We start from the raw sequence: 6,039 nt of genomic DNA, 5'->3' as shown, positions 1-6,039 counted from the left end.
AGGAAGGAAACGACAGGCTTGCCCGTCTCTCCGACCATCGCCAGCGCGATGCCGAACAGAACCGAGAAGAACAGCACCTGCAGGATGTCGCCTTGCGCGAAGGCACCGACAATCGTTGACGGGATGATGTCCATCAGGAAGTCGGTGACGGACTGCTCGTGCGCCTTTGCGGCATAGGTACTCACGGCCTCGACATCGAGCGAGGCCGGATCGATGTTGAGGCCGGCGCCAGGCTGGACGACATTGGCGACGATGAGGCCGACGATCAGCGCGAGCGTCGAGAAGGTAAGGAAATAGATCATCGCCTTGCCGGCGACCCGGCCGACCTTGTGCAGATCATTCATGCCGGCAATGCCGGTCGCAATTGTCAGGAAGATGACAGGCGCGATGACCATCTTGACCAGCTTGATGAAGGCATCACCCAGCGGCTTCAGGCTCTCGCCGGTCCCCGGATAGAAATAGCCAATTGCGACGCCCAGGGCGATGGCGGCAAGCACCTGGGCGTAAAGCTTGGCACAAAAGGGCTTGCGAGGCGCGGGACTCGCGCTGCGGACTTGTGCAGGTGACACTGTTTCTCTCCCTGACCGGATCGAGGTGGGTTCCTCCCGCCCAAGCTTCTCCCGTCGCGGCGCTCCGGTCGAACGCTGCACCAACGCCGCCGCAAGCACCGTGCCAAATGGAACCGCATGACCTGAACTGATCTTGGGCTCGCTAATGATCGGATCTGAAGAATCCGGTGGCACAAGACGGGATTGACAAGGCCGCCGTCCAGCACGCTGTTGATGTTCTCTGGCAGATTGTCGCCGGTCGATCTCTCTGGCTTGCGGTTTTGCCACACATTCGTGGTGGGCCCCTCGGTTTTGCCGACTTTGAGACGGGCCACATCGCTGGCATCAGACCTGAGAACTGCCGAGGAAGCCGCGCTCGACCACCAGCTGCGCGCCTACATACGCGACGCCGCCGCCTTTGTTATCTGCGTCATCAATATCGAGAAATGGCGGTTCCGCGACCGACCGGTGTCGTCGGCCGTGATTCCCGCCCTGGTTCACAGGCGCTGGTGAATGGCACGGCCCGAAGGTTGCGCTTGGCGCGGTCAGCTCGCTCGGGCACTGCATCGCCGGCGCAGGCATTTCTGTCGTTCAACATCGCCGACAAAATTAGAACTGATGAATTCTATCATACGGCACGAGGTTTCCTTTCACGAATGAAAGAAAGCTCGATTGACTATCCCGCCTCGCTCCGGTCTTTTGAATCAACGTGCGGTTGAGCCCGGTGCAAGCCGAGAACGTGGCCAAGCTTCGTGGAGGGGGAGCCAAACGATGCGTCAGGGATCGACCCCCTTTGCACTCGACCAGATGGCGGCGGCACGAGTTCACGTCAGAGCATTTTCGCGCTTGCCTGCGACGTCGCGGGCGCACATGCCGCCGGCATTCATTTCATGGCGCGAGATCGAGGATCAAATGCACCACAACATTCGCAAATCAGGACAAAATGCCAGCGAGTGCCGCATCTCGCTTGCGGATGCGAAAAAGGCTTACCCAAAGTCCGAGACGAATACTGCGGATGTGCCATCGCACGAGCGCGCGCTCACCGGTATCTTCGAAATATCGAAAGTACTCACCGACCCCGCCCGGCTCGAAGTCGCGTTGGCCAAGGTCGTCGATCTCCTGCGCTCGTTTGTGCAGATGCGGCACGGTATCATCGCTCTCTGCGACGCTGAGGGCGTACTGGACATCACCGTGGCCACCGGCTGCGACAAGAACAGCAATGAGCGCTCCCGGTTGCGCCTGCCGCGCAACGCAATCGATCAGATTGTGACGACGGACACGCCGCTCGTCGCCGAGAATATAGCGATGCATTCGGCCTTCACTGCCGCTGACATAGAGGTGCTTGGGGCCTCCGACACCGTGTCGTTCATCGGCGTTCCCATTCGTGTTGATGGGAACGTCGTAGGCACGCTGACTATCGACCGCACCCTGGACAGCAGGTCAACCTATCGGCTCGATTATGATGTCCTGCTGCTCACCATGATCGCCAACATGGTGGGACAGACAGTGAAGTTGCATTTCTCCGCGGGCGACCGCGAGGGACCCACGGAGGTGGAAGATCGGCTGCAAACGCAATTCTCTGATGTCAAGCACCCTGCACGGCAGCGCAAGAAGGTTCACGTCAAGGGGATGATTGGCGACAGTCCGGCGCTAAGCGCGCTGCTCGAGAAGATCGCGGTGGTAGCAAAGGCAAAGACCACGGTTCTGTTGCGAGGCGAATCCGGTACCGGGAAGGAGCTGGTTGCCAAGGCTATTCACGAGTTGTCGCCGCGCGCCAAGCGGCCCTTCATCAAACTCAATTGCGCGGCGCTGCCAGAGACAGTCCTGGAATCCGAATTGTTCGGTCATGAGAAGGGTGCGTTTACAAGCGCGTTCAATTCCCGCAAGGGGCGCTTTGAGCTCGCCGACAAGGGGACGTTGTTTCTGGATGAGATCGGCGAGATCTCGGCCTCGTTCCAGGCAAAGCTACTGCGCGTGCTGCAGGAGCAGGAGTTCGAGCGCGTCGGCAGCAACCAGACCATCAAGGTCGATGTTCGAGTGATTGCCGCCACGAACAAGAACCTGGAAGAGGCGGTTGCACGGAACGAGTTCCGAGCCGACCTATATTACCGCATCAGCGTGGTTCCCTTGCTGGTGCCGGCGTTACGCGAAAGGCGCACCGATATTCCGCTCCTCGCGGCTGAGTTTCTCAAGAATTTCAACGATGAGAACGGCCGTACGCTGACCTTCGATCCGCGTGCGATTGAAGTACTGATGAAATGTGACTTTCCCGGCAACATTCGCGAACTCGAAAATTGCGTGCACCGGACAGCGATCCTGGCGGCGGGACCATCAATCGGGAGAAACGACTTTGCCTGCTGGCACGGCCAATGCTTTGCCGAGGCGCTGTGTAGGAGCAGATCGGGGGAAGTCGCGCTGCAACCAACACCGATCCTGCCGGAGCCAGCGAATCCGGCCACGCCGCCGGCTGCGGCCGCTCGTTCAGCCGCCACCACAGTCCCGCCTGCCGGCGCAGCCCACTCAATTGGTGCGAGGACCACCGACGCCGAGAGTGTCATCGCTGCCATGGAAAGATGTGGCTGGGTGCAGGCAAAGGCGGCGCGCCTGCTTGGACTGACCCCGCGCCAGATTGGCTACGTGCTGAGGAAATACGGCGTCGAGATCAAGCGTCTGTGAAAGCATGACTGAGGTGAGTAGCTGAGACAGCTTCGCGCGCCTTGGCCCCCGCGCAGGGATGCAGACCCGCGTCGGACGTCAAGTCGATCCGACCGAGCACAGCCTGCCCCAATTCCCGGCAGCCGACCTTGCGACCATCGTGTGAAAGGCAGCGCTGCCATCGCCAAATCCGGTCGGCCATGTTGCTCTCGTTACGAGCTCATACCGGATGCCCCTCTGCGACCAAAACGGAGATAAAATATGTTCGATGCAAAAGTGCAAACTGAGCTTTCGTCTCTTCCGCAAGTGACGCGACAGTTGGATGCTCTGCCGTCCAACGTACCAGCGCCGGACAGAAGTTTGGTCAAGCTGAATGCGAATGAGAACCCGTTTCCATTGCCGCCAATCATAATGCAAAGTGCAGTGGCGGCTCTCAAGCGCCAGTATCTATATCCGGACTACGATAACACCAGCTTGAGGGAAGCAGCGTCCAATGCCTATTGCGTATCCAGGGATCAGGTCATCGCTGGCAACGGGTCGTCTGAACTGCTCGGACTCATCTACAGAGCTTTCCTCGCCCCAGGCGACAAGGTGGCGATGATGTCGCCAGGATTTTCGTTCAACCGCAAACTTGCCATGGTGCAGGGTGCTGAGTTTCTCGAAATCGGATGGCAAACTCATTCCCTGCCAATCGAGCAATTGCTTTCCGGTCCGGCAAAAGACGCCAAGTTCATTCTGTTGGCCAATCCAAACAATCCGACCGGAACATTTGTCCCGATGAGCGATATCGAACGTCTCGTGGCACAATCGGACCGCTTGATCGTCGTTGATGAGTGCTACGTCGACTTTGCACCCGATCACGGCCTGCGCCTCATCGACCGTTATCCGAACCTTCTGATCTTGAGAACATTTTCGAAAAGTTATGCCGCCGCCGGCATTCGCGTCGGTTTCGGTTTCGGTCACCCTGAAATTATTGGCAGGCTGCGCAACATCCAGAACGTCTTCAACATGAACGTGATCGGGCATGCGGTTGGTATCAGCGTGCTTGCGCATCGCGGCGCCTACGCAGAGAACCACAAGCACATCAAACATGAACGACAGCGAGTGACAGTCGCACTGTCGCAACTTGGATTTTCCGTAACGCCCTCCCACGCAAATTTCTTGCTAGCCCGTGTGCCAGCGGGACAGGACGGCTCATGGTGGCAAGCAGCCTTGGAAAGGCAAAAGATACTTGTCGCCTTTTTTCCGGACAGAGGTTTGGAATATTGCATCCGCGTTAGCATCGGCACAAAAGAGCAGATGGATGCATTTCTTGCTGCCGCTGCCGATATTGCTGGAAGCCTAAAGGTGCCAAGCTCCAGGGGCAGGGAAGCGTCAGGCTCAGCTTCTTCGTTACGCTGACGCTAATCCAAGATCACACACTGGCAATCTTTCAACTTGCTTGGTCAGCCCAGCAAGAGAACAGCCTGCTTAAAATCGGGGACAATATCGAGTGACAAACGTCTTTCCTTCAAACCTAGCCTTCGGCATCTTCGATCACCTGGACGAGGACGGCGGCGATATCGCCCGACAGTACGAAGATCGCCTGATATTAGCAGAGGCGTGCGATCAATTAGGATTCTATGCCTATCATCTCGCAGAGCACCACTGTACCCCCCATGGGAGAGGTCCATCGCCGAATCTGTTCTTATCGAGCGTCGCCCAGCGCACCCGGCGCCTGCGTCTCGGACCCTTGGTGATGCTGCTTGCGCTTTATCATCCGCTGCGTGCGTTTGAAGAGATCTGTATGCTGGACCAATTGAGCGGTGGCAGGCTCGAACTGGGCATAGGGCGCGGTGCTCTTCCGGTCGAATTGGGTTACTTCGGGATTGGTGCGGACGCGGTGTCGGGCCGTTATGCCGAAGCCAGCGAAATTCTTATTGAAATACTTGTCAATGCCATGAAGGTCGGCACGCTGTGCTATCAAGGCCGCCATTTTGAGCTCAATGACGTTCCTTTGATGCTAAGACCTCATCAGCATCCACATCTGCCGACATGGGTCGCCGCCAATCGACCCGAGTCCGCAGCCTGGGCTGCTGCGAATGGAGCTAATATCGCGTGTGTAGGACCTTCCTCTTCTGTTCGCAAAACTACTGATGCGTTCCGCGCCTATCGAGAGGACAACGCTGGCGCGGGCGATCAAGCGCCATTTATTGGATTGCTCCGCATGGTCGTGGTTGGGCGTTGTGACACACATGCCTATGCGCTCGCGGCACCTGCTTACGAACGATGGCTCAAGAGCTTCCAATTCCTTTACGAGCTTAACGCTATCCCCACTCCACCAAACCTGCCGCTGAGCTTCGATGCAGCAGTCAAGAGTGAATTGTGCGTGGTAGGATCAGCAGCGTCTGTGGGAGAAGCTCTGCTTGGTCAGTTGGAAGAGGCAGGTGCTAACTACCTTCTTTGTCAACTGGCATTTGGGAATCTGCCGCTAGATGCTTCCCTATACACCGCGACGACCATCCAATCCGCAATCATGGCTCGATTTGGCTGACCATGCAATTTGCAGTCTGAGCGGAAGGTAAAATCGTGGTAGCAGCGCTACCTGACATCCACGTGCTCGAGCGTGCACGTGGTGGAGACGGCAAGATCGTGAGGGAGGCCAAACTGACGGACGACCGGCGGCACAGATTACCGTGTTTGTGGTTCGCTGACGTCTGGGCCGCGGTGTGAGCCTGCACGATCCTAAGGAGATGATGACCGAGCGCGTCACGGTGCCGGCATGCGTCTGCTCGTCTCGCTCGCGCTAGTCGTTGCCCATAGCCCGCCGAGAGGGTTCTTCTCGCCCGGGGCGGCG

The 6,039-nt window shown here is 58.0% G+C and carries 5 protein-coding genes; 4 read left to right on the top strand and 1 reads right to left on the bottom strand.

Going from position 1 to position 6,039, the window contains the following annotated elements; translation table 11 throughout:
* Positions 1 to 569 (bottom strand): cation:dicarboxylate symporter family transporter (locus AC04SI_RS25775; RefSeq protein WP_488475139.1); only part of this gene is annotated, 569 nt, incomplete at its 3' end.
* Between the two features lie 183 nt (positions 570 to 752).
* Here AC04SI_RS25775 and AC04SI_RS25770 point away from each other — a divergent pair.
* The 4 genes from AC04SI_RS25770 (at position 753) to AC04SI_RS25755 (ending at position 5,736) form a co-directional block, all read left to right on the top strand.
* Positions 753 to 1,061, top strand: a complete 309-nt coding sequence (locus AC04SI_RS25770) for a hypothetical protein (RefSeq protein ID WP_488475138.1) — start codon at positions 753 to 755, stop codon at positions 1,059 to 1,061.
* A 399-nt stretch (positions 1,062 to 1,460) separates the two neighbouring features.
* Entirely contained in the window at positions 1,461 to 3,224 is a 1,764-nt protein-coding gene (gene nifA / locus AC04SI_RS25765; RefSeq protein WP_488475144.1) for a nif-specific transcriptional activator NifA, read from the top strand.
* Positions 3,225 to 3,464: 240 nt separating this feature from the next.
* Positions 3,465 to 4,604 carry a histidinol-phosphate transaminase gene (hisC, locus tag AC04SI_RS25760; RefSeq protein WP_488475137.1) on the top strand — a complete coding sequence of 380 codons (1,140 nt, stop codon included), beginning with the start codon at positions 3,465 to 3,467 and terminating at the stop codon, positions 4,602 to 4,604.
* Positions 4,605 to 4,695: 91 nt separating this feature from the next.
* On the top strand, positions 4,696 to 5,736 hold the full coding sequence (locus AC04SI_RS25755) for an LLM class flavin-dependent oxidoreductase (RefSeq protein ID WP_488475136.1): 1,041 nt from the start codon (positions 4,696 to 4,698) through the stop codon (positions 5,734 to 5,736).
* The last annotated feature ends 303 nt before the right edge of the window (positions 5,737 to 6,039 follow it).

Source organism: Mesorhizobium sp. CNPSo 4689, from assembly GCF_057784325.1.
The sequence above is the reverse complement of the archived record's forward strand: the minus strand, read 5'-3'. Positions and strand labels throughout refer to the sequence as shown.